At 69.5% G+C, this 21,143-nt stretch carries 29 protein-coding genes; 3 read left to right on the forward strand and 26 right to left on the reverse strand.

What is annotated here, in order from left to right:
• Positions 1-102 precede the first annotated feature (102 nt).
• A complete protein-coding gene (locus DEJ13_RS16245) occupies positions 103-1,095 on the forward strand; it encodes an ATP-binding cassette domain-containing protein (RefSeq protein ID WP_056121462.1) in 993 nt (330 codons plus the stop codon).
• Positions 1,092-1,922 carry an ABC transporter permease gene (locus tag DEJ13_RS16250; protein ID WP_111105939.1) on the forward strand — a complete coding sequence of 277 codons (831 nt, stop codon included), beginning with the start codon at positions 1,092-1,094 and terminating at the stop codon, positions 1,920-1,922. The genes DEJ13_RS16245 and DEJ13_RS16250 overlap by 4 nt, the downstream gene beginning before the upstream one ends.
• Here the strand turns inward: DEJ13_RS16250 and DEJ13_RS16255 are convergent.
• The 8 genes from DEJ13_RS16255 to infA all read right to left on the reverse strand — a co-directional run bounded on the left by DEJ13_RS16255 (position 1,904) and on the right by infA (position 9,751).
• Positions 1,904-5,113: an AfsR/SARP family transcriptional regulator gene (locus tag DEJ13_RS16255; RefSeq protein WP_111105940.1), complete on the reverse strand. Its 3,210-nt coding sequence runs from the start codon at positions 5,111-5,113 to the stop codon at positions 1,904-1,906. The two genes, DEJ13_RS16250 and DEJ13_RS16255, sit on opposite strands and share 19 nt — an antisense overlap.
• 57 nt (positions 5,114-5,170) lie before the next feature.
• A complete protein-coding gene (locus tag DEJ13_RS16260) occupies positions 5,171-6,298 on the reverse strand; it encodes an FUSC family protein (RefSeq protein WP_146245159.1) in 1,128 nt (375 codons plus the stop codon).
• 208 nt (positions 6,299-6,506) lie between these two features.
• A complete protein-coding gene (gene rplQ / locus DEJ13_RS16265) occupies positions 6,507-7,088 on the reverse strand; it encodes a 50S ribosomal protein L17 (RefSeq protein ID WP_056121455.1) in 582 nt (193 codons plus the stop codon).
• A 65-nt stretch (positions 7,089-7,153) separates the two neighbouring features.
• Entirely contained in the window at positions 7,154-8,149 is a 996-nt protein-coding gene (locus DEJ13_RS16270; protein WP_056121453.1) for a DNA-directed RNA polymerase subunit alpha, read from the reverse strand.
• 229 nt (positions 8,150-8,378) lie between these two features.
• Positions 8,379-8,777 carry a 30S ribosomal protein S11 gene (rpsK, locus tag DEJ13_RS16275; protein WP_017885507.1) on the reverse strand — a complete coding sequence of 133 codons (399 nt, stop codon included), beginning with the start codon at positions 8,775-8,777 and terminating at the stop codon, positions 8,379-8,381.
• Between the two features lie 9 nt (positions 8,778-8,786).
• The gene (rpsM, locus tag DEJ13_RS16280) at positions 8,787-9,161 is read right to left on the reverse strand and encodes a 30S ribosomal protein S13 (protein WP_056121451.1); all 375 of its coding nucleotides are present in this window, start codon (positions 9,159-9,161) and stop codon (positions 8,787-8,789) included.
• 181 nt (positions 9,162-9,342) lie between these two features.
• A complete protein-coding gene (rpmJ, locus tag DEJ13_RS16285; protein ID WP_022903266.1) occupies positions 9,343-9,459 on the reverse strand; it encodes a 50S ribosomal protein L36 in 117 nt (38 codons plus the stop codon).
• 70 nt (positions 9,460-9,529) lie between these two features.
• The gene (gene infA, locus DEJ13_RS16290) at positions 9,530-9,751 is read right to left on the reverse strand and encodes a translation initiation factor IF-1 (RefSeq protein ID WP_017885509.1); all 222 of its coding nucleotides are present in this window, start codon (positions 9,749-9,751) and stop codon (positions 9,530-9,532) included.
• Positions 9,752-10,014: 263 nt separating this feature from the next.
• Here infA and DEJ13_RS16295 point away from each other — a divergent pair, with 263 nt between their 5' ends.
• Positions 10,015-11,268: an LCP family protein gene (locus DEJ13_RS16295; protein ID WP_258374012.1), complete on the forward strand. Its 1,254-nt coding sequence runs from the start codon at positions 10,015-10,017 to the stop codon at positions 11,266-11,268.
• A 70-nt stretch (positions 11,269-11,338) separates the two neighbouring features.
• Here DEJ13_RS16295 and map read toward each other — a convergent pair whose 3' ends face one another.
• The 18 genes from map to rpsS form a co-directional block, all read right to left on the reverse strand.
• Positions 11,339-12,172 (reverse strand): type I methionyl aminopeptidase, encoded by an 834-nt coding sequence (map, locus tag DEJ13_RS16300; protein ID WP_111105943.1) that lies wholly within the window; start codon positions 12,170-12,172, stop codon positions 11,339-11,341.
• 5 nt (positions 12,173-12,177) lie between these two features.
• Positions 12,178-12,768: an adenylate kinase gene (locus DEJ13_RS16305; protein WP_111105944.1), complete on the reverse strand. Its 591-nt coding sequence runs from the start codon at positions 12,766-12,768 to the stop codon at positions 12,178-12,180.
• Complete coding sequence (gene secY, locus DEJ13_RS16310; RefSeq protein ID WP_056121446.1) at positions 12,765-14,087, reverse strand: preprotein translocase subunit SecY; 1,323 nt, start codon at positions 14,085-14,087, stop codon at positions 12,765-12,767. Before secY ends, DEJ13_RS16305 begins: the two co-directional genes overlap by 4 nt.
• Before the next feature lie 167 nt (positions 14,088-14,254).
• Positions 14,255-14,719 carry a 50S ribosomal protein L15 gene (gene rplO / locus DEJ13_RS16315; RefSeq protein ID WP_056121445.1) on the reverse strand — a complete coding sequence of 155 codons (465 nt, stop codon included), beginning with the start codon at positions 14,717-14,719 and terminating at the stop codon, positions 14,255-14,257.
• Complete coding sequence (gene rpmD / locus DEJ13_RS16320) at positions 14,716-14,901, reverse strand: 50S ribosomal protein L30 (RefSeq protein ID WP_082517835.1); 186 nt, start codon at positions 14,899-14,901, stop codon at positions 14,716-14,718. The genes rplO and rpmD overlap by 4 nt, the downstream gene beginning before the upstream one ends.
• A complete protein-coding gene (gene rpsE / locus DEJ13_RS16325; RefSeq protein WP_111105945.1) occupies positions 14,901-15,755 on the reverse strand; it encodes a 30S ribosomal protein S5 in 855 nt (284 codons plus the stop codon). Before rpsE ends, rpmD begins: the two co-directional genes overlap by 1 nt.
• On the reverse strand, positions 15,752-16,129 hold the full coding sequence (gene rplR / locus DEJ13_RS16330; protein WP_111105946.1) for a 50S ribosomal protein L18: 378 nt from the start codon (positions 16,127-16,129) through the stop codon (positions 15,752-15,754). Before rplR ends, rpsE begins: the two co-directional genes overlap by 4 nt.
• Positions 16,130-16,131: 2 nt before the next feature.
• Positions 16,132-16,668 carry a 50S ribosomal protein L6 gene (gene rplF, locus DEJ13_RS16335; RefSeq protein WP_056121442.1) on the reverse strand — a complete coding sequence of 179 codons (537 nt, stop codon included), beginning with the start codon at positions 16,666-16,668 and terminating at the stop codon, positions 16,132-16,134.
• A 6-nt stretch (positions 16,669-16,674) separates the two neighbouring features.
• Positions 16,675-17,073, reverse strand: coding sequence for a 30S ribosomal protein S8 (gene rpsH / locus DEJ13_RS16340; RefSeq protein ID WP_071276748.1), 399 nt, complete (start codon positions 17,071-17,073; stop codon positions 16,675-16,677).
• A gap of 153 nt (positions 17,074-17,226) precedes the next feature.
• Positions 17,227-17,832: a 50S ribosomal protein L5 gene (gene rplE, locus DEJ13_RS16345; RefSeq protein ID WP_056121438.1), complete on the reverse strand. Its 606-nt coding sequence runs from the start codon at positions 17,830-17,832 to the stop codon at positions 17,227-17,229.
• Positions 17,832-18,191, reverse strand: coding sequence for a 50S ribosomal protein L24 (gene rplX / locus DEJ13_RS16350; RefSeq protein WP_056121433.1), 360 nt, complete (start codon positions 18,189-18,191; stop codon positions 17,832-17,834). The genes rplE and rplX overlap by 1 nt, the downstream gene beginning before the upstream one ends.
• 3 nt (positions 18,192-18,194) lie before the next feature.
• On the reverse strand, positions 18,195-18,563 hold the full coding sequence (rplN, locus tag DEJ13_RS16355; protein WP_056121432.1) for a 50S ribosomal protein L14: 369 nt from the start codon (positions 18,561-18,563) through the stop codon (positions 18,195-18,197).
• Between the two features lie 35 nt (positions 18,564-18,598).
• Positions 18,599-18,883, reverse strand: coding sequence for a 30S ribosomal protein S17 (gene rpsQ / locus DEJ13_RS16360; RefSeq protein WP_056121429.1), 285 nt, complete (start codon positions 18,881-18,883; stop codon positions 18,599-18,601).
• Entirely contained in the window at positions 18,883-19,203 is a 321-nt protein-coding gene (gene rpmC / locus DEJ13_RS16365; RefSeq protein WP_056121427.1) for a 50S ribosomal protein L29, read from the reverse strand. The genes rpsQ and rpmC overlap by 1 nt, the downstream gene beginning before the upstream one ends.
• A complete protein-coding gene (gene rplP / locus DEJ13_RS16370; protein ID WP_056121425.1) occupies positions 19,203-19,622 on the reverse strand; it encodes a 50S ribosomal protein L16 in 420 nt (139 codons plus the stop codon). The genes rpmC and rplP overlap by 1 nt, the downstream gene beginning before the upstream one ends.
• Positions 19,623-19,624: 2 nt before the next feature.
• On the reverse strand, positions 19,625-20,440 hold the full coding sequence (rpsC, locus tag DEJ13_RS16375) for a 30S ribosomal protein S3 (RefSeq protein WP_056121423.1): 816 nt from the start codon (positions 20,438-20,440) through the stop codon (positions 19,625-19,627).
• Complete coding sequence (rplV, locus tag DEJ13_RS16380; protein WP_056121420.1) at positions 20,440-20,832, reverse strand: 50S ribosomal protein L22; 393 nt, start codon at positions 20,830-20,832, stop codon at positions 20,440-20,442. Before rplV ends, rpsC begins: the two co-directional genes overlap by 1 nt.
• A gap of 25 nt (positions 20,833-20,857) precedes the next feature.
• Positions 20,858-21,139 (reverse strand): 30S ribosomal protein S19, encoded by a 282-nt coding sequence (gene rpsS, locus DEJ13_RS16385; protein WP_017885529.1) that lies wholly within the window; start codon positions 21,137-21,139, stop codon positions 20,858-20,860.
• Positions 21,140-21,143 lie beyond the last annotated feature (4 nt).

Consider the following 21,143-nt stretch of genomic DNA (forward strand, 5'->3'; position numbering starts at 1 on the left):
ACCGACGTCAGCGCCGCGTCAGCGCCACGTGAGTGCCCGGCGGCACGATCGACCTCGACATCGACGCGACCGTCGACGTCCCACCGGAGAAAGGAACCGACGATGACCACGACACCCCTCGCGGTCGAGGCGATCGGCCTCGTGAAGACGTTCGGGCAGAACCGTGCCGTGGACGGCGTCGACCTCCGCGTCGAGGCCGGCACCGTGTACGGCGTGCTCGGGCCGAACGGCGCCGGCAAGACCACCACGATCAGCATGCTCGCGACGCTCCTCAAGGCCGACGGCGGCGAGGCCCGCGTGTTCGGGCACGACGTGCGCCGTGAGGCCCAGCAGGTCCGTCGGCTCATCGGCGTCACCGGCCAGTACGCCAGCGTCGACGAGACCCTGAGCGCGACCGAGAACCTCGTCGTCTTCGCGAGGCTGCTCGGGCTCAGCCGGGCCGAGTCGAAGCGCAAGTCGCACGAGCTGCTCGAGCGCTTCGGCCTGACCGAGGCGGCGAACCGTCCGCTCAAGGCGTTCTCCGGCGGCATGCGCCGGCGGCTCGACCTGGCGGCGAGCCTCATCGCGCAGCCCCCGCTGATCTTCCTCGACGAACCGACCACGGGTCTCGACCCGCGCACCCGGGCGCAGATGTGGGACACCATCCGCGAGCTCGTCGCGACCGGGTCGACGGTCCTGCTCACGACGCAGTACCTCGACGAGGCCGACCAGCTCGCCGACCGCATCGCGGTGATCGACCACGGCCGGGTCGTCGCCGAGGGCACGAGTGACGAGCTCAAGGCCTCGATCGGCACGGCCTCACTGCAGCTCCGGCTGGCGGACGCGCTGCGGCTCGACGCCGCGCGCACCATCGTCCGCACGGCGCTCGGCGTCGACGCGGTCGTCAGCCCCGAGGGTTCCCGGCTGACCGCCCCGATGACCGACCCGGACCGGGTGACCGACCTGCTGGTCTCGTTCCGCGACGCCGGCATCTCCCTCGCCGAGATGAGCGTGCAGAAGCCGACGCTCGACGAGGTCTTCCTGACCATCACCGGCTCGCCGACCGCCGACGCGGCTGACGACGCCGACCGCGAGCTCGAAGGGAGCCTCGCATGACCACCCTGACCCCCACTGCTCCGACCACGCCCCGCATCGCACCACGACCCGGCGTCGGTGGGACCGGCCTCGGCGCGACCGTGCGCCAGTCCCTGACGATGGCGTACCGCGGGCTGATCAAGGTCCGTCGCACGCCCGAGCAGCTGTTCGACGTCACCCTGATGCCGATCGTCTTCACCGTGATGTTCACGTACATCTTCGGCGGCGCGATCGCCGGCAACGTGGCGGCCTACCTGCCGATCATCATCCCGGGCATCCTCGTCCAGACGAACATCACGTCGTCCATCGTCACGGGCGTGCAGCTCCGCGAGGACATGGACAAGGGCGTGTTCGACCGGTTCAAGTCGCTGCCGATCGCCCGGATCGCTCCCCTGGCCGGAGCGCTGCTGGCCGACACGGTCCGCTACGCCATCGCCACGACGATCACCTTCGTGGTCGGCATCGTGATGGGGCTCCGTCCGGCGCACGGCGTGTGGACGGTCGTCGTCGCCGGGCTGCTCGTCATCGTCGTCGCCTGGTCGATCAGCTGGGTCTTCGCCTACTTCGGTGTCGTCGCCCGCACCGCGTCCAGCGTCTCCGGCATCTCGAACCTGGTGCTGTTCCCGCTGACGTTCCTGTCGAACGCGTTCGTGCCGGCGGACACCCTGCCGAGCTGGCTGCGCTGGTTCTCCGAGGTGAACCCGATCTCGCACCTCATCACCGCCGTGCGCGAGCTCGTGAACCACGGGGTCGTCGGCGGCGACCTGGTCTTCTCGCTGGTGGGCGCAGCGGTGGTCGTCGCGGTGTTCGCCCCGCTGACCGTCCGCGCCTACATGCGGAAGGCGTGACGGACGCCCAGCTCCTCGAACAGCAGGCGTGCCCGCGCGACGGCCTCGGCCCGGTCCCACCCGGTCGAGGCCGTCTCGGCGTCCGCGACCGTCTGCTCGCCGACCACGTCGACCACCAGGGGCCGCAGGCGGTCGTGTGCGAGCACCGCGAAGTCCTGCCGCGACCCGAAGCGCCGGGCCAGCGCCCAGCACCGCGCAGCCTCGCCGTGCCGTCCGCTCCGCGCAGCCGCGACGGCGAGACCGAGCAGCGCCGTCCCGACCACGGGCAGGTCGAGCCACCGCGGGTGCAACCGCAGCATCACGAGCGCCTGCACGCGGAGAGTGCGGGCAACGGCCTGGAGGTCCGGTGCGGTCCCGGCGGTCCGGCCGGCCGCCGCCTCGTCCTGCGCCGCGATCCGGGCCGCGCCCGCCATCAGGACCCAGTGCGGCACGGTCCGGCGGCTCGGGAGCACGACGTCCCACGCCTGGACGTACGCCGTCGCAGCGGCGTCGAGGTCCCCGGTGCTGCGGGCGCACTCGGCGCCGATGGCGATCGCCAGCACCGCGGTCTGCGCCGCGTCGCCGTCCGGCCCACCCCGGTTCGCGACCGGCTGGTGCGCGAGGTCGGCGGCGATCGCCCGGGCCTGGACGACGTCCCCGGTCGCTGCGGCGCACAGGCCGACGGTCCAGCCGATCTCGTACAGGTCGTCCTCGGCCCCGAACACCTCGAGCTGGTCCCTGGCCAGGTCCGCGACGGCCAGCGCCTCGGCGTGACGGCCCGTCTGCGCGAGCAGCTGGGTCCTGGTGACCGCCCCCGAACCGAGCGCCCAGGCGTCGTCGACCTGTCGGGCCAGCGCGATGGCGCGGTCCGAGAAGGCGAGGGCCCTGGCGGACTCGCCGTCGTTCTCGGCCAGGGGTGCGCTGAGTGTGTACGCCAGACACGACACCGCGGGATCCGGGGAGTCACGGTACCGGCCGAGCAGGTCGAGCCCGCGCTCGGGGCGGCCGAGGGTCAGGAGCAGTGCGGCCTGGGCGTCGAGCACCGGCAGGCCCGTCGAGCCCTGCCGGGTGATCCGGCGGAGGGTCGAGATCGCGAGAGCGGCCGTGCGCCGGTCGCTGAACGCCGCTGACCCGCCGACCAGCACGAGTCCCAGGACCGTGGCCGCCCGGTCCCCGGGGGCCGGGTCGGCCGTCCGCAGGACCGCGACCACCTCGGGCGCGAGGGCGACCACCTCGCCGTGTGCGCCGCGGAGCGTCCAGTACCCGCCCAGCGCCGAGAACACCTGCGCGACGCTGGTGCGGTCACCGTCCTGCAGGCTCCAGCGCAGCAGCGTGACCAGGTTGTCGGCCTCGCGGGCGATCTCGCGGAACCACCGGCGCTGGGCATCGCCCGTCGCGGTGAACAGGGGCCGGGACCCGGCGAACGTCCGACCCCAGTGCACCATCGCGTCCCGGACCGCCCGGGTGGCGTCGCGGTCGCGCAGCCGTGCGGCACCGAACTCCCGGACGGTCTCGAGCAGCCGGTAGCGCACGGGCTCCCCCTCGTGCTCGACGAGCTGGACGAGGGACTGCTCGACCAGCTCGGCCAGGTCGTCGAGCGCGTCCTGCCGGCGGTCGGGAGCCGCGACGGCCTCGACCGCGTCCACCGCGAGCCCGTCCGGGAAGAGCGCCAGGCGTGGCAGCAGGTCCTCGGCCCCCGCGTCGAGCAGCCGCCAGCTCCACTCGATCACCGCGAGCAGCGTCCGGTGTCGCTCGGGGGCGCTCCGGTCACCGCCGCGGAGCAGGGCGAACCGGTCGTCCAGGCGCCGCTCGATCTCGTCCGTGCTCATGCCGCGGATCCGGGCGGCGGCGAGCTCGATCGCGAGCGGTGACCCGTCCAGCCGTGTGCAGATCCGACGCACGGCGTCGACGGGCAGGACCGCTCCGGGCCGGGCTGCCCGGGCACGGTCGGTGAACAACCGGACCGCGGCCCCGTCGGCGTCGACGGGCAGGGGCGCGAGCGGGGCGACGACCTCGCCGGCGATCGCGAGCGGCGCCCGCGAGGTGGTCAGGACGCGCAGCGACGGCAGCACCGCGAGCAGGTCCGCGACGACGGAGGCGACGTCCTCGACCAGGTGTTCGCAGTTGTCCAGCACGAGCACGGTCGGTTCGTCGCCGAGCGCGCGGAACACTCGGCCGCGCAGGTCGGCGACGACGGCGTCGCGCAGGGACCGGGCACCCCGGACCTCGGCGATCCCCAGCAGGGCCCCGAGGGCGGGGACGATGTCCTCGCCCGAGGTCAGCGAGGCCAGCTCGAGGACGACCACCCCGTGGTCCTCGCGCACGGCTGCCGCGACCGCCTGCGCCAACCGGGTCTTGCCGAGCCCACCGGCACCGAGGACCGTCACCAGCCGCTCGTGGGACAGGAGCTCCGTGACGGCGGCGACCTCGGCCTCCCGTCCGACCAGCGCGTTGGGCGATGCCCGCAGCCCGACCCGGCGGACGGATCCCGAGGCGGACGTGGACCGGCGCAGCAGGTCGGCGTTCAGCCGGACCAGGTCGGCGGACGGGTCGGCGCCGAGCCCCTCGGCCAGGTGTTCCCGGTGCGCGGCGAACACGGCGAGCGCCTCGGTGGTCCGACCGGCGGCGGCCAGCGCTCGCATCGCGCCCCCGACCGCGACCTCGTCGAAGGGGTCGCGTTCGGCTTCCTCGCGCCAGAGCGCGGCTGCGGAGCCGGCGTCGCCCGACGCCGTCAACGCGGCGCCGAGCGCCCGACGCAGACCGGTCCGCGCCGCGGACGCCCGGCCTGCGAGCGTCTCGCCCAGGTCGCCCTCGACGTCGGCACCCGGGTCGCCCTGCCACAGGTCCAACGCGTGTTCGACGTCCCGCCGGTCGCGCTCGACGCCGCCGGCGACCCGCTCGGCGCGGGTCAGGTCGACGTCGTCGGCCGGGACGCCCAGGGCGTACCCGGTGCTGGTCGACGTGACGAGGCCGTCCGCCGTGCTCCGGCGCAGCCGCGAGACCAGTGTCTGCAGTGCCGCGCGAGCGCCCCGTGGCGGGGCGTCACCCCACAGCTCGTCGATGAGCGTCTCGGTGCTCAGCGCGTGCCCGCGTGCCAGCACGAGCGCCACCAGGAAGGTCCGTGCGAGTGCCCCCGGCACCGGCGCCAGCGCACCGTTCCGGTCCTCGGCGAGGACAGGCCCGAGGACGGCGAGGCGGGGGTGCTGCGGCACGGGACGAGTCTACGGAGCCGGTGGTTCGACCGTGGCCCACGCACCGGTCCGGTACCGTCAGTGCGGTGTCTGCGCCGACCTGGCGGAACCGAACGGTCCGGTCTTCGTGTCGATGTCGGCGGTGGCCCGGCGCTCCGACTCGACGATCCCGCGCAACGACACCAGCGCCGCTGACGTGACCGCGACGTGCGACGGGTTCGAGCGGGAGGCGTCCAGGGCGCGCTCGACCTCCGCGATCGCCCGGTCGGCCTCGTCCTCCGGGCTCTCGCCGCGGATCACGCAGGCGATCTGGTCGAGCGCCGTCGCCAGGGGGTCGGCGAACTCCGGATCGGGGCGCCCGATCCCCTCGGCCACGGGTCCCGACCGGGCCACCAGCTCGGTGAGGTCCGTCGTGTACCAGGCGACCCGCTCGAGGGCGCGGAACCGGGCCCCGTCCTGCTGCAGGCGGGCCCGCGAACCGCGGAGTGCGCCACGTGGGTTGATCTTCCGGCTCTCGTGCGCGATCGACACCCGCGAGCGCACGTCGGCGATCGCGCGGTCCAGCCGGTCCTGCTGCCGGTCCCAGGCGGCGACGTCACGCTTGCCCTCCCGCAGCACCCCCGCGAGGCCGTCGAGGTGGTCGGCGAGGACCCCGTTCACCGCGTCGATCCGGTGCTCGGCGTCCCAGAAGTGCAGCGGCGGGAACACCAGGAAGTTCACGAGCAGGCCGACGACCACGCCGACGGCCATCTGCACGAGGTACCCGAGCGAGTAGCCCTCCGCGTGCGCACCTCCGACGAGCAGCACGAACAGCGCCGCGGTCGACACCCACGAGCTGCCTTCCCCGAGGACCCGGAACCCGCCGACCAGCACGCCGATGCCGACGGCCAGAGCGACCGCCAGGATCCCCGGGTCACCGACCCACATCGTGAACCCGGCGACGCCGATCCCGAGCGCGATGCCGACGAGTGTCTGGATCCCGCTGCGCAGACCGGCGAAGACCGTCGTCTGCATGGCGATCACCGCCCCGAGCGGGGCGTAGTAGGGGTACTCGGAGGCGACCCCTGGGACGTGTCGGGCCACGAACCACGCGAGCGCAGCGGCCCCCGCGGCCTTGGCGGCGTGCAGCAGGCGCGGCTGTGTGCCGGAAGTCCGGCTCCATCGCCAGAGCCGTGTCCCCACCCCCGCGACGTGATCGAATCCCATGTGTGTCCTCCGTGGTGTCGGCCCCCACCCGGTAGGCCGACCGGTCACCATACGTGCGCCCCGCTGGGAGCGCGGCTGGCCCCGCACTCCCCGGATGCGCGGTGCTCCCCGGGAAGCGCGGTGCTCCCCGGGAAGCGCGGTGCTCCCCGGACGCGGAACGACCCCCGCAGCGTGCGCTGCGGGGGTCGTTCCGGTGGTGCAGGTGCGACTACTTGGCGTCGTCGGCCTTCTCGGCGGCGTCGGCCTCGACCTCGGCGGCAGCCGGGGTCTCGGACTCGGACTCGACGGGAGCGGACTCCTCGGTGGTCTCGGTCGACTCGACCGGGGCCTCCTCGGTGGTCTCGGCGTCGGTCTCGTCCGCGGTCGGCTCCGTGGCGGGCGCAGCGGCGGCCGGAGCAGCGTTGCGCGTCACCGGTGCCGGCGTGCTCGAGACGGGCTCGAGGACGAGCTCGATCGACGCGAGGGGCGCGTTGTCGCCCTTGCGGAAACCGAGCTTCGTGATGCGGGTGTAGCCGCCCTGGCGCTCGGCCACCTGGGGCGCGATCTCCGTGAACAGCGTGTGCACGACGGTCTTGTCACGCAGGGCCGCGATGACCCGACGACGAGCGTGCAGGTCGCCACGCTTCGCGAACGTGATGAGACGCTCGGCGACCGGACGCAGGCGCTTGGCCTTGGTCTCGGTGGTGGTGATGCGGCCGTGCGTGAACAGGGCGTTGGCGAGGTTGCTCAGGAGCAGGCGCTCGTGGGCGGGACCGCCACCGAGGCGGGGGCCCTTGGTGGGCTTCGGCATGTCAGTTCTCCAGTGGTGAAAGAGTGGTGCGCGCCGTGACGACGCGCGTGCGCATCAGCGCGAGGTCAGTTGCTGGACTCGTCCTCGTCGTACCCGCTGTAGAAGTGGGCGCCGTCGAATCCGGGGACGGTGTCCTTGAGGGACAGGCCGAGCTCGGTGAGCTTGTCCTTGACCTCGTCCACCGACTTCTGACCGAAGTTGCGGATGTTCATGAGCTGCGTCTCCGACAGGGCGACGAGCTCGGACACCGTGTTGATGCCCTCCCGCTTCAGGCAGTTGTAGCTGCGGACCGACAGGTCGAGGTCCTCGATCGGGGTCTGCAGTTCGTTCGAGAGCACGGCGTCGACCGGCGCGGGGCCGATCTCGATGCCCTCGGCGGCCGTGTTGAGCTCGCGGGCGAGCCCGAACAGCTCGACGAGCGTGCGACCGGCCGACGCGATGGCGTCGCGCGGCGTGATGGCCGGCTTCGACTCGACGTCGACGACCAGGCGGTCGAAGTCCGTGCGCTCACCGGCACGCGTCGCCTCGACGCGGTAGGTGACCTTGAGGACCGGGGAGTAGATCGAGTCGATCGGGATCTGACCGGCCTCGCTGAACTCCGAGCGGTTCTGCGTCGCCGAGACGTAGCCGCGGCCACGCTCGATGGTCAGCTCGAGCTCGAAGCGCGCGGTGTCGTTCAGGGTCGCGATGACGAGGTCCGGGTTGTGGATCTCGACACCGGCCGGGGCGGAGATGTCCGCCGCGGTGACCTGTCCGGCACCCTGCTTGCGCAGGTACGCGGTGATCGGCTCGTCGTGCTCGCTGGAGACGACCAGGCTCTTGATGTTGAGGATGATCTCGGTGACGTCTTCCTTGACACCGGGGACGGTGCTGAACTCGTGGAGGACGCCGTCGATGCGGATGCTGGTGACAGCCGCGCCGGGGATCGAGGAGAGGAGCGTGCGGCGCAGCGAGTTGCCGAGGGTGTAGCCGAAGCCAGGCTCGAGCGGCTCGATGACGAAGCGCGAGCGGTGCTCGGAGATCGACTCCTCGGTCAGGGTGGGGCGCTGTGCAATGAGCACTGTGGGATTCCTTTCGGCGAAGTGTCCGCTATATGACACTTGGCGGTACGACGGGGCCGACCGGGCCCCGACGGGTCTGTTGAGTTGTGATCACGCGTACTGACGTACGCGATCGAACGACCAGGAATGGCCGCCCCCGCTCGCTCCTGCGGGGAGACGTCCCGCTCCGCTGGAGGGAACGCCTCATCCGGTCAGGGGACGAGCGGGGAACGGCCGGTTGCTCCTCGCGTCAGACGCGGCGGCGCTTGGGCGGGCGGCACCCGTTGTGCGCCTGCGGCGTGACGTCGTTGATCGAACCGACCTCGAGGCCAGCGGCCTGCAGGGAACGGATCGCGGTCTCGCGACCCGAACCCGGGCCCTTCACGAAGACGTCGACCTTCTTGACGCCGTGCTCCTGCGCCTGACGCGCAGCGGACTCGGCGGCGAGCTGCGCCGCGAACGGCGTCGACTTGCGCGAGCCCTTGAAGCCGACGGCACCCGAGGACGCCCAGCTGAGGACGGCACCCGACGGGTCGGTGATGCTGACGATCGTGTTGTTGAACGTGCTCTTGATGTGGGCCTGGCCCACGGCGACGTTCTTCTTCTCCTTGCGGCGCGGCTTGCGCGCGGCAGTCTTGGGGGTAGCCATGATGATCTCCTATCGGGCCTTCTTCTTGCCTGCCACGGTGCGCTTCGGTCCCTTGCGGGTACGCGCGTTGGTCTTCGTGCGCTGACCGCGCACCGGGAGACCGCGACGGTGACGAAGCCCCTCGTAGCTGCCGATCTCGACCTTGCGGCGGATGTCGGCTGCGACCTCGCGACGGAGATCACCCTCGACCTTGTAGTTGCCCTCGATGTGGTCACGGAGGGCGACCAGCTGGTCGTCGGTGAGGTCCTTGACGCGGATGTCACCGGAGATACCGGTGTCCGCGAGCGTCTTGACCGCGCGGGTGCGGCCGACGCCGTAGATGTACGTGAGTGCGATCTCCACGCGCTTCTCGCGCGGGATGTCGACGCCTGCTAGACGTGCCATGTGATGGCTGCTCCTGTTGTCGATGGAGGTGTGGCGCAGTACCGGTGCTCGGGCCTCCGCCCCGAGGTGTCCCCCGCCGTCCGGCACTGGGCCGGACGAGGGTTCTGGTACTGCGTGTTCGATGTTGAGTTGTGCTCCTGCGCAGGCCGTCCTGAGGACGATCCGGTCAGGCAGTGCAGGACTAGCCCTGGCGCTGCTTGTGACGCGGGTTGCTCTTGCAGATCACCATGACGCGGCCCTTGCGGCGAATGACTCGGCAGTGCTCGCAGATGGGCTTGACGCTGGGGTTGACCTTCATTGCTGATTCCTCGTGCTCGCTGGCTTCGTGCTCGGCGGGTTCGCCGAGTCGTTCCTTTCCAGCTCGCGGATCACTTGTAGCGGTAGACGATCCGGCCGCGGGTCAGGTCGTACGGGCTCAGCTCCACGATCACGCGGTCCTCGGGGAGGATGCGGATGTAGTGCTGGCGCATCTTCCCGGAGATGTGCGCGAGGACCTTGTGCCCATTGGTCAGCTCAACGCGGAACATCGCGTTGGGCAGAGCTTCGAGCACCGAGCCTTCGATCTCGATGACGCCGTCTTTCTTGGCCATAGCCTCACTGTCGCTTGATTAGATTACCGGTGTGATCCCCGAGCCGGTCTGCGGGTCGGGCGCCACACCCGTCAGGGCATGGCACACCAAAGATCGATCTTATGGGACAGCCGCCCGTTTGCCAAGTGCACGCGCGGCGCCCCCAGAGCTGGGGTGTTCCTGAAGGGGCCTCCAGCGTTCCACAGTGGTTCCACGGCGTGCTCCGGGGGACGGAGCGGTCGCCGGCCCTACGGTGGCAACGCATCCTGCCGAACGGAGACCCTGTGCCAGCCACCCGCCCACCGCGGACGATCGCCCGTCACGGACGTCTCGCGCGCCGTCGCGGCTGGACGACCCTGGTGTCGGTCGTCGCCTCGGCCCTCGCGGTCGTGCTCGTCAGCGGCACCAGCGTCGCCGCCATCGCGGGCGCCCAGCTCGCGACGGCCCCGCACACCGTGCAGTTGAGCAAGGACGACCAGAGCACCGCGAAGACCGCTGACATCACGGCGATCAAGGGCGGCGCCAACATCCTGCTCATCGGCAGTGACACCCGCGTCGGCCAGTTCGACTCCGACGAGGACGTCGAGGGCGCTCGCAACGACGTCACGATCCTGGTGCACGTCTCCCAGGACCACCAGCAGCTGACGGCGGTGAGCTTCCCGCGTGACCTGAAGGTGCCGATCCCGGCGTGCACGAACCCGCAGACCGGGACCACCTACCCCGCGGTCAGCTCGCAGCTCATCAACGAGTCGCTCGGGCACGGCGGTGTGTCCTGCGTCGTCGACACCGTCGAGAACCTGACCGGGCTCACCATCCCCTACGCGGGACTCATCACCTTCAACGGCGTGATCGAGATGTCGAACGCGGTCGGCGGGGTCGACGTCTGCGTCGCGAAGCCGATCAACGACTCCTACACGGGCCTGCAGCTCGCTGCCGGGCAGCACACGCTGGCCGGTCAGGACGCACTGGCCTTCCTGCGCAGCCGGCACGGCGTCGGGGACGGCAGCGACCTCGCCCGCATCAGCTCCCAGCAGGTGTTCCTCTCCGCCCTGCTCCGCAAGGTCACGTCGGACGGCACGCTCTCCAACCCCGTCACGCTGTACAAGCTCGCCGGCGCCGCGCTCTCCAACATGACGCTCTCCGACGGTCTCGCCCAGACCCGCACCCTCGTCGGGCTGGCGTCGGCACTGCGCGGCATGAACACGTCGAACATGCTGTTCGTGCAGTACCCGGTGATCGACGACCCGGACGACCCCGCCCACGTGCTCGTCTCGCAGGACGCCGCTCATGCGCTGAACCTGGCCCTGCAGACCGACCAGAGGACGACGCTCGGCGACTCGTCGACCGGGCGCGCGTCCGAAGAAGCCGGCACCGCGAGCGGCACCGGCGACAGCGCGGCACCGAGCGCACCGAGCGACACGCCCTCGGCCGCGGCGTCCTCGCCGGCCGCAGCGGCACCGTCGGCGTCGGCCACGGCGCTGCCGTCGACGATCACCGGGCAGAGCGCGGCCGAGGAGACCTGCTCCGTCGGCAACTGACACCGACGGGGCGGGCCCGTTGCGGGCCTCCAAGCCGGCTGTCGCCGACGATCCGGACGGGAGGCCCGACCTACGGGATCGGGACCGGCGTCACACCCAGCGGGGCCAGGCCGGACGCGCCGCCGTCGCTGGCCGTGAGGACCCAGACGCCCCCGGCGTGCACGGCGACGCTGTGCTCCCAGTGGGCGGCGTCGGACCCGTCCAGGGTCCGGACGGTCCAGTCGTCGTCGTCCGTCGAGCTGTCGATCGACCCCGCGGTCACCATCGGCTCGATCGCGACGACCAACCCGGGCCGCACCGACGGACCAGCGCCACGGATGCGGTAGTTGAAGACGGGCGGGTCCTCGTGCATCGACCGTCCGATGCCGTGCCCGGTGAAGTCCTCGACGATGCCCCAGGTCCCGGTCTCGTCGACGGCGTCCTCGACCGCGTCCCCGACCTCGTTGAGGTTCGCGGCGCGGGAGAGCGCGGCGATGCCGTGCCACAGGGACCGCTCGGTGACGTCTGTGAGACGCTGCCGCGCGGCCGTCACCGGGGCGTCGCCGCCGGGGACGACCATGCTGAACGCGCTGTCGCCGTTCCAGCCGTCGACCTCGGCGCCGGCGTCCACCGACACCAGGTCCCCCGGCTGCAGTGCCCGTTCACCGGGGATCCCGTGAACGATCTCGTCGTTGACCGACACGCACAGGGTGTGCCGGTAGCCGGGCACGAGCTGGAAGTTCGGGACACCGCCGCCGTCGCGGATGGTGCGCTCGGCGATCGCGTCGAGCTGGCCCGTGGTGATGCCCGGGCGGATCGCGGCGCGCACCGCGACGAGCGCGGCCTCGGTCAGCAGACCGGGCCGCACCATCGCGCGGAGCTCGTCCGGCGTCTTGTAGATCGAGGGCTTGCGGAAGCGGACCACGCGGGTCAGACGCCGGCGGTCAGCCCGCGGGACGCGAGCGCGGACTGGATCCGGTCGCCCACCTGGTCGATGCCGCCGAGACCGTCGACCTCGACCACGAGACCGCGCTGCTGGTAGGCGTCGACGATCGGCGCGGTCTGCTCGACGTAGACGTGCTGGCGACGACGGATCGTCTCCTCGTTGTCGTCACTGCGGCCCTGCTGCTCGGCGCGTTTGAGCAGGCGCCCCACCAGGGCGTCCTGGTCTGCCACGAGTCGGATGACCGCGTCGATGCCGGTCCCCTGCTCGGCCAGCAGCCCGTCGAGGTACTCGACCTGGCCGACGGTCCGCGGGTACCCGTCGAGCAGGAACCCGCTCTCGGCGTCGGCCTCGTTCAGGCGGGCCTTCACGAGCTCGTTCGTCAGCGAGTCCGGAACGTAGTCCCCGGCGTCCATGATCGCCTTTGCCTGGACCCCGAGCGGGGTGCCCTCCGACACGTTCTTGCGGAAGATGTCCCCCGTCGACACCGCCGGGATGCCGAAGGACTCGGCGATGCGTCCGGCCTGCGTGCCCTTCCCGGCTCCGGGAGGTCCGACGATGATGAGACGTGCGCTCAACGGAGAAGCCCTTCGTAGTGACGTTGCTGCAGCTGCGAGTCGATCTGCTTCACGGTCTCGAGACCGACACCCACGATGATGAGGATGCTCGCGCCACCGAACGGGAAGTTCTGGTTCGCGCCGAACAGCGCCAGTGCTGCCAGCGGGATGAGCGCGATGAGACCGAGGTAGAGCGAACCGGGCAACGTCACCCGAGTCAGGACGTAGTCGAGGTACTCGGCCGTCGGGCGACCGGCACGGATGCCCGGGATGAACCCGCCGTACTTCTTCATGTTGTCGGCGACCTCTTCGGGGTTGAAGGTGATCGCGACGTAGAAGTACGTGAAGCCGACGATGAGCAGGAAGTACAGGACCATGTAGAACCAGTTGTCGCCCGAGGTCAGGTTGCTCTGGATCCAGGTCACCCACGCCGCCGGCGCGGAGCCGTCGGAGGGCTGGTTGAACTGCGCGACCAGGGCCGGCAGGTACAGCAGGGACGACGCGAAGATGACGGGCACGACGCCGGCCATGTTCACCTTGATCGGGATGTACGTGTTGTTGCCGCCGAAGGTACGACGCCCCACCATGCGCTTGGCGTACTGCACGGGGATCCGCCGCTGCGACTGCTCGACGAACACGACGGCCATCATGATGACCAGGCCGACCAGGATGACGAACAGGAAGAGCTCGAAGGACTGCGACTGCTCGATCTGCCAGAGCGCGGAGGGGAACTGCGCTGCGATGGACGTGAAGATGAGCAGGGACATGCCGTTGCCGATGCCGCGCTCGGTGACGAGCTCACCCATCCACATGATGAGGCCGGTACCGGCGGTCAGGGTGACGACCATGAGCATGATCGCGTACCAGCTGTCGTTCGAGATGATCGACGAGCAGGAGGCGCTGGCGTTCGTGCCGAAGAGCTGACCGGAGCGCGCGACGGTGATCAGGGTGGTGGACTGCAGCACACCGAGCGCGATGGTGAGGTAGCGCGTGTACTGGGTCAGCTTCGCCTGACCGGTCTGGCCTTCTTTGTAGAGGGCGTCGAAGTGCGGGATCACCACGCGCAGCAGCTGCACGATGATCGACGACGTGATGTACGGCATGATCCCGAGCGCGAACACCGAGAGCTTCAGCAGCGCGCCGCCGGAGAACAGGTTGATCAGGTCGTAGAGCCCGCCGGAGGACGAGGCGCTCGCCAGACAGGTCTGCACCGCCGTGTAGTCGACGTACGGGGCCGGGATGTAGGACCCCAGGCGGAACAGCGCGATGATCGCGAGGGTGAAGCCGATCTTCTTCCGAAGATCGGGGGTGCGCATGATGCGCGCGACCGCTCTGAACACGAGAACTCCGAACTTCTGGGGACCGGTCTTGCCGATCGTGCCGGGCGGAACCGCCCGTGGCCGGAAGCGCCGACCGCGTGGCCCGGGTCCGCTGGTACGGCGATCCGGGCCTCCATCAAGGAAACCGTAACGGCGGCCCGTGCGCAATGCACGGGCCGCCGACGGGACTACTCGGTGACGGTGCCGCCCGCAGCCACGATCTTGTCCTGGGCGGAGCCCGAGACCTTGTCGACCGTGATCGTGAGCTTCACGTTGATGTCACCCTGACCGAGAACCTTGACCTTCTCGTTCTTGCGGACCGCGCCCTTGGCGACGAGGTCAGCAACGGTGACGTCGCCACCGTTCGGGTAGAGCTCCGCGAGCTTGTCCAGGTTCACGACCTGGTACTCGACGCGGAACGGGTTCTTGAACCCGCGGAGCTTCGGGGTGCGCATGTGCAGCGGCATCTGCCCACCCTCGAAGCCGACGCGGACCTGGTAACGGGCCTTCGTGCCCTTGGTACCGCGGCCCGCGGTCTTGCCCTTCGAGCCCTCACCGCGACCCACACGGGTGCGGTCCTTCTTGGAGCCTGCGGCCGGACGAAGGTGGTGCACCTTCAGGATCTGGACGCGCTCGTTCTTCTCGTCGCTCATGCGTCGACCTCCTCGACCTTCACGAGGTGCGCCACCGTCGCGATGTACCCGCGGTTCTGGGAGTTGTCCTCGCGCAGGACCGTACGGCCGATGCGCTTGAGACCCAGGCTGCGGAGCGTGTCGCGCTGGTACTGCTTCTCGCTGATGACGGACTTCGTCTGCGTGATCTTCAGCATGGCCATCAGGCACCTGCCTTCTCGGTCGCTGCGGCACGTGCTGCCGCCTCGGCCTTCAGGAGGCGAGCCGGCACGACGTGGTCCACGTCGAGGCCACGACGTGCGGCGACGGCGCGGGGCTCCTCGAGCTGCTTGAGGGCCTCGACCGTGGCGTGCACGATGTTGATGGTGTTCGACGAACCGAGCGACTTGCTCAGGACGTCGTGGATGCCGGCGCACTCGAGCACGGCGCGGACCGGACCACCGGCGATGACACCGGTACCGGCAGCCGCCGGACGCAGGAGCACGACGCCGGCTGCGGCCTCGCCCTGCACCGGGTGCGGGATCGTGTTGCCGACGCGCGGGACGCGGAAGAAGTTCTTCTTCGCCTCTTCGACGCCCTTGGAGATCGCCGTGGGGACCTCCTTGGCCTTGCCGTAGCCGACGCCCACGAGCCCGTTGCCGTCACCGACGACGACGAGCGCGGTGAAGCTGAAGCGACGACCACCCTTGACGACCTTGGAGACGCGGTTGATGGTCACGACGCGCTCGAGGAACTGGCTGTCGCCACCGCGCTTGTCGCGGTCGCGGCCCTGCTGACGGTCACGACCGCCACCACGACGGCCACGGTTGTCGGCGGAGTCGCGGTTGTTCGACGCGGAGCCCGCAGCGGTCTCGACCGGACGCTCGGCGACGGGGGCAGCAGCCTCCGCCTTGGCGTCGGCCTTCGGGGTCTCGTCAGTGCTGGGGGTCTCCTCGGCGCTGGTGGCCTCGGTCGCCTCGGCGCTGGTGGCCTCGGTCGTCGCAGCGCTGGTGACCTCGGTCGTCTCCTCGACGGCCGGGGTCTCCTCGGCGTTGCTGTTGTTCGCGATGTCGCTCACAGGTTCAGCCCTCCTTCACGGGCACCATCGGCGATCGCGGCGACGCGACCGGCGTACTTGCTACCACCGCGGTCGAACACGACGGCGTCGATGCCGGCGGTCTTCGCACGCTCGGCGAGGAGCTCGCCGACACGACGTGCCTTGGCGGTCTTGTCGCCGTCGAACGCACGGAGGTCGGCCTCCATCGTCGACGCGCTGGCCAGGGTGTGACCCTTGGTGTCGTCGATGACCTGGACGAACACGTGGCGTGCCGAACGGGTGACGGCGAGACGCGGACGAGCCTCGGTGCCGGTGATCTTCTTGCGGAGACGGTTGTGGCGGCGGGCCTTGGCGGCCGCCTTGCTCTTGACTCGGGTACGAGTTCCGATGGCCATGATCACTTACCTGACTTTCCGGCCTTGCGGCGCACGTTCTCGCCGGCGTAACGGACACCCTTGCCCTTGTAGGGCTCGGGCTTCCGCAGCTTGCGGATGTTGGCCGCCACTTCGCCGACGGCCTGCTTGTCGATGCCGTTGACGGTGACCCGGTTGTTGCCCTCGACGGCGAAGCTGATGCCCGCCGGCGGCTCGACCGTGATCGAGTGGGAGTACCCGAGCGCGAACTCGAGGTTCGAGCCCTTCGCCTGGACGCGGTACCCGGTACCGACGACCTCGAGGCCCTTGGAGTAGCCCTGGGTCACGCCGATGATCTGGTTCGCGATGAGGGTACGGGTCAGGCCGTGCAGCGAGCGCGAGGTGCGCTCGTCGTCGGGACGCGTGACGAGGACCTGGTTCTCCTCGACGCTGGCCTGGATGGGCTCGGCGATGACGAGCGCGAGCTCGCCCTTCGGGCCCTTGACCGCGACGTTCTGGCCGTCCACAGAGACGGTCACGCCAGCGGGGATGTCAATGGGGAGACGTCCGATTCGAGACATGTTCGATCACCAAACGTAGGCGAGGACTTCCCCACCCACGCCCTTCTGCTCGGCTTCGCGGTCGGTCAGGAGACCCGAGGAGGTCGAGAGGATCGCCACGCCGAGGCCACCGAGGACCTGGGGGATCTCCGTCGACTTCGCGTAGACCCGGAGGCCGGGCTTCGAGACGCGCTTGATGCCGGCGATCGAACGCTCACGCTCGGGGCCGTACTTCAGCTCGATGGTGAGGGTCTTGCCCACGCGGGCGTCCTCCACCTTCCACTCGCTGATGTAGCCCTCGCGCTTGAGGATGTCGGCGATGGTCGTCTTGAGCTTGGAGCTCGGAAGCGAGACGGCGTCGTGGTGCGCCGAGTTCGCGTTCCGCAATCTGGTCAGCATGTCTGCGACCGGATCGGTCATCGTCATGATGTGATTCCGTTCTCCGCCTGGTTTCGACACCCGTTCCACGAATGCCGACCTGAGCGATCGAGTGACCCCGGAGCGAATCCCCGAGGTCTGTGTGTTCGTGCGTGCGGGCCGGAGGACTTGCATCCTCCGGCCCGCGTCGCCCGATGTAGCTTAGACCGTCTGCTCGCCCGAGCGGAACGGGAAGCCCAGCTGCTTGAGCAGTGCGCGCCCCTCGTCGTCCGTCTTCGCGGTGGTCACGACAGTGATGTCGAACCCGCGGACACGGTCGATCCGGTCCTGGTCGATCTCGTGGAACACGCTCTGCTCCGTGAGACCGAAGGTGTAGTTGCCGTTTCCGTCGAACTGGCGGTCGCTGAGACCACGGAAGTCGCGGATACGGGGGAGCGCCAGCGAGAGCAGGCGGTCCAGGAACTCCCACGCACGGTCGCCACGCAGGGTGACGTGTGCGCCGATGGCCTGTCCCTCGCGCAGCTTGAACTGCGCGATGGACTTGCGGGCCATCGTGACCTGGGGCTTCTGACCCGTGATCGCGGTCAGGTCCTTGATGGCCCCGTCCATGATCTTCGAGTCGCGAGCGGCCTCGCCGACACCGGTGTTCACGACGACCTTGACCAGGCCGGGGACCTGGTTGACGTTGCCGTACCCGAACTGCTCGGTCAGCGCCGTCTTGATCTCGTTCTTGTACTTCTGCTTGAGGCGCGGCTGGGGCTTGGTCGTCGACTCAGCCTCAGTCGTCGCGGCAGTCGTGTCAGTCATCAGAGCTTCTCACCAGACTTCTTGGCGTAGCGGACGCGGACGGTCTTCTTGACGCCGTCCTTCTCCACCTCTTCGGTGCGGAAGCCGACGCGCGTCGGCTTCTTCGTCTTGGGGTCGACGATCGCGACGTTCGAGACGTGGATCGAAGCCTCGTGCTGCTCGATGCCACCCGTCTTCGAACCACGCTGCGTCTGGCCGACGCGGACGTGCTTCGTGACGAAGTTCACGCCCTCGACGACGACACGGTTCTTGTCCTTGAGGACCTCGATGACCTTGCCCTGCTTGCCACGGTCGCCGCCACGCTCCTGCGTCGCGCCCGTGATGACCTGGACGAGGTCACCCTTCTTGATGTTCGCCATGGCTTACAGCACCTCCGGCGCGAGCGAGATGATCTTCATGAACTTCTTGTCGCGAAGCTCACGACCGACCGGCCCGAAGATGCGCGTTCCGCGCGGGTCGCCGTCGGCCTTGAGGATCACTGCCGCGTTCTCGTCGAACTTGATGTAGGAGCCGTCGTTGCGACGGGTCTCCTTCTTGGTGCGAACGATGACCGCCTTGACGACGTCACCCTTCTTCACGTTGCCGCCGGGGATCGCGTCCTTGACGGTGGCGACGATGACGTCACCGAGTCCGGCGTAGCGACGACCCGAACCACCGAGCACGCGGATGGTCAAGATCTCCTTGGCACCCGTGTTGTCGGCGATCTTCAGGCGGGATTCCTGCTGAATCACTGCTGTCTCCTATTTCCCCAAGCGGGCCCGGGGGCCTACTTGGCCTTCTCGAGGATCTCGACCAGGCGCCAGCGCTTGGAGGCGCTGAGGGGACGGGTCTCGCTGATCACGACGAGGTCGCCGATGCCGGCCGAACCGGCCTCGTCGTGCGCCTTCACCTTGGAGGTGCGGCGGATGACCTTGCCGTAGAGGGCGTGCTTCACGCGGTCCTCGACCTCGACGACGATGGTCTTGTCCATCTTGTCGCTGGTCACGTAACCGCGGCGCGTCTTGCGGTAGCCGCGGGTGAGGGCGGCGGAGTCCTTCTCTTCGTTCGCCATCAGTTCTCCTCGGCGGTCTCGGCCTCGGCCGACGCGGCGGGCTTGTCAGCCTTCTTCGTCGACTTCTTGGCCTTGGTTGCGGTCTCGACGGGCGCAGGAGTGGCACGGATGCCGAGCTCGCGCTCACGCAGGACGGTGTAGATCCGGGCGATGTCGCGCTTGACGGCACGAAGTCGACCGTGGCTCTCCAGCTGGCCGGTGGCCGACTGGAAACGGAGGTTGAAGAGTTCCTCCTTGGCCTTCTTCAGCTCGTCAGCGAGACGCTCGTTCTCGAACGTGTCGAGCTCCGTCGGACGGAGCTCCTTGGAACCGATCGCCATTATGCGTCGCCCTCCTCGCGCTTGATGATGCGTGCCTTGAGGGGCAGCTTGTGAATGGCACGGGTGAGTGCCTCGCGAGCGACCTCGTCGCTCACGCCGGAGAGCTCGAAGAGCACACGGCCCGGCTTGACGTTCGCAATCCACCACTCGGGCGAACCCTTGCCGGAACCCATGCGGGTCTCAGCAGGCTTCTTGGTGAGCGGACGGTCCGGGTAGATGTTGATCCACACCTTGCCGCCACGCTTGATGTGCCGCGTCATGGCGATACGAGCGGACTCGATCTGACGGTTGGTCACGTAGGCGGGGGTCAGGGCCTGGATGCCGTAGTCACCGAAGGAGACCTTGGTGCCACCGGTGGCCTGACCCGAGCGCTTCGGGTGGTGCTGCTTGCGGTGCTTGACTCGACGGGGGATAAGCATGGTTACGCCTCAACTCCTGCGCCGGCCGGCGCGTCCTGCGGGGCCTGCTGCTCGCGGCCGCCGCGGTCGCCGCCGCGACGGTCACCGCGGTCACCACGGTCGTTGCGGTCGCCACGAGGGCCACCGCGACGCTCCGGGCGAGACGAACGCTGGTTCGCCTGCTCGCGAGCGAGCTCCTTGTTGGTGATGTCGCCCTTGTAGATCCAGACCTTCACGCCGATGCGACCGAAGGTGGTGCGCGCCTCGTAGAAGCCGTAGTCGATGTTCGCGCGGAGGGTGTGCAGCGGCACACGGCCTTCACGGTAGAACTCCGAGCGCGACATCTCGGCGCCGCCGAGACGGCCGGCGACCTGGATGCGGACACCCTTCGCACCGGCGCGCTGTGCACCCTGCAGGCCCTTGCGCATGGCACGACGGAACGCGACACGGGCGGAGAGCTGCTCGGCGATGCCCTGCGCGACGAGCTGGGCCTCGGTCTCGGGGTTCTTGACCTCGAGGATGTTGAGCTGGATCTGCTTCTTGGTGAGCTTCTCGAGCTCACCGCGGATGCGCTCGGCCTCGGCGCCGCGGCGGCCGATGACGATGCCCGGACGCGCCGTGTGGATGTCCACGCGGACACGGTCACGGGTGCGCTCGAGCTCGATGCGGGCGACGCCGGCACGGTCGAGGGTCTTCTTCAGGTACTGACGCACCTTGATGTCCTCGGCGACGTAGTCGGCGTAGCGCTGGCCGACCTTCGTGCTGTCGGTGAACCAGTGCGAGACGTGGTCCGTCGTGATCCCGAGACGGAAGCCGTACGGGTTGACCTTCTGGCCCATTACTTGCTCGCCTTCTTGCTCGTCGCGGCGGCCTCGGCCTCGTCAGGGGTCGCGAGGACCACCGTGATGTGGCTGGTGCGCTTGTTGATCCGGAAGGCACGGCCCTGGGCACGCGGCTGGAACCGCTTGAGGGTCGTTCCTTCGTCGACGAAGACGCGGCTCACGTAGAGGTCGCGCTCGTCCAGGAAGCTGTTCGTCGAGTCCGCCTTGACACGTGCGTTGGCGATCGCCGAGGCGACCAGCTTGTACACGGGCTCCGAAGCGCCCTGCGGGGCGAACTTCAGGATGGCGAGCGCCTCGTGGGCCTGCTTGCCGCGGATCAGCTCGATGACGCGACGGGCCTTCTGAGGCGTGACGCGGATGTGTCGCACGCGTGCGATCGACTCCACCATTTCGTTCCTCCTCTGCGTCGCCGCCCTAGCGGCGACGGCCCTTCTTGTCGTCCTTCACGTGGCCGCGGAAGGTACGGGTCGGCGCGAACTCGCCGAGCTTGTGACCGACCATCGACTCGGTGACGAACACCGGGATGTGCTTGCGCCCGTCGTGCACCGCGATGGTGTGACCGAGCATGTTCGGGACGATCATCGAACGACGCGACCACGTACGGATCACGTTCTTCGTGTTGGCCTCGTTCTGCGTGACGACCTTGCGGAGCAGGTGCTCGTCGACGAAGGGGCCCTTCTTCAGACTGCGTGGCATCTTC

The organism is Curtobacterium sp. MCLR17_007 (assembly GCF_003234655.2).
Taxonomy (GTDB): Bacteria; Actinomycetota; Actinomycetes; order Actinomycetales; family Microbacteriaceae; genus Curtobacterium.